At 75.7% G+C, this 1813-nt stretch carries 1 protein-coding gene; it reads left to right on the forward strand.

Annotation, left to right across the window (positions count from 1 at the left end; translation table 11 throughout):
* Window positions 1-844: 844 nt before the first annotated feature.
* On the forward strand, window positions 845-1813 hold a 969-nt coding region (locus tag B7767_RS33705), incomplete at its 3' end, for a radical SAM protein (RefSeq protein ID WP_085575420.1).

Here is a 1813-nt window from a genome sequence, read left to right on the forward strand (position 1 = left end):
CGGGCGTGCGGACGCGTCCGGCCCGGGTGGCTGCCGTGATCCATGGGGGCGGACGCCAGACCGCGCGGCTCGCGTCCCACCCGGGCCGAAGTGCCCACCCGCGCCCGGCCGTCCGGCCCCGTCGCGGAGCGGTGAGCAGGGACCGGTGGACACCTCCCGGGGCCCGCCCGGCCCAGGTGGCGCGGCCGCGGTACGGACGATGCTGGGGCGTGACCGGCCGGGAAGCGACACGGACCGTCACGTCACCCTGCGCGGCCACGTCTTCTCGTGCCACGGGCCGGGCAGCGGGCGCGGCGAGTTCCCGGACCGGTCACCGTCCGGCCGTTCCTCAGTCACGGCCGGACGCGCGGTCCACCACGTTCCGGGCCGGCCACCACCCGGGCCGGCCGCCCGATGCCCCGGGTTCCGTCAGGGAACGTGGCGGACCGCGCCACCCTCACCCGCACCGGCCACCGCCGACGGCACCCCCGTGCGTACTCCCGCCCCCACGGACGCCACACCCGTCGGAGCGACCCCCGCCCTTCAGGCTCCCGCCCTCCCCCGCGGCGGGCGGGCCGTTCGGACGGCGCCCTCGCCGCGAGGGAGGGACCAACGGCCCACCCGATCGGGACTGATCGGCCGGGGTGCCGGCCCGGCCCGGTGCACGAGGCTGGTGCCGACCGATCCGGAGGTATCCCGTGCACCACCGCAACCAGCATCCGCGCGGCTGTGTCCCCCGCAATTTCCCGCCGCGGGTGCTGCGTGCGGCACGGACCGGTCACGGTCCGGCCGCCCGGCCCGTCGTCTGCCACGACTCCCGGGCGGCCGGACGAACACCGACCACGACCCGGGCGCGGAGGACCCGATGAGCGGCGCACGCGCGATCCGCCGGCAGCACCAGGACGTCACCGACCGGCCGTTCATCGTCATCTGGGAATCCACCCGCGCCTGCCCGCTGGCCTGTCTTCACTGCCGGGCCGAGGCCGTACCGGACCGCGATCCGCGCGAGCTGGACACGGCCGCGGCCAAGGAACTCCTGGCCCAGGTCGCCGCGTTCGGACAGCCCGCCCCGCTGTTCGTGATCACCGGGGGCGACCCGTTCCAGCGCCCCGACCTCAACGAGCTGATCGCCCACGGCAAGGAGGCCGGCGTCCGCGTCGCCGTGTCGCCGTCCGGCACCCCGACGCTCACCCCCGAGCGGCTGCGGGAGGTGCACGAGGCCGGCGCCGTCGGACTCTCCCTCAGCCTGGACGGCTCCACCGCCGAACTGCACGACGGCTTCCGCGGGGTGCCCGGCGTGTACGGCTGGACACTCGACGCGTGGGACGCCGCCCGCGCCATGGGCATGAAGGTGCAGATCAACACCACCGTCGCCCGGCACAACCTGCACGACCTGCCGGACATCGTCCGTCTCGTCCGCGACCACGGGGCGATGCTGTGGAGCGCCTTCTTCCTGGTGCCCACCGGACGAGGCCGGCGACTCGGCGAACTCACCCCCGCCGAGACCGAGGACGTACTCAACTTCGTGTACGACGTCGGCCTCACCGTGCCCGCCAAGACCACCGAGGCCCACCACTTCCGCCGGGTGGCGATCCAGCGCGAGATCCTCGCCCGGACCGGCGACGACCACGTGGCGGTGCTGGGACTCGGCCCGCTCTACCGTGAGTTGCGGGAGCGCTCCGCCCGGCTCGGTCTGGACGCCGGGAGGCGGCGGGCCCGGCGCCCGCCGCTGGACGTCAACGCCGCCCGCGGCTTCGTCTTCGTGTCGCACACCGGCACCGTGCACCCCAGCGGATTCCTCCCCCTGGGCGCCGGCAGTGTGCGCACCCGTCCC

The organism is Streptomyces sp. 13-12-16 (genome assembly GCF_002114215.1).
GTDB lineage: Bacteria > Actinomycetota > Actinomycetes > Streptomycetales > Streptomycetaceae > Streptomyces.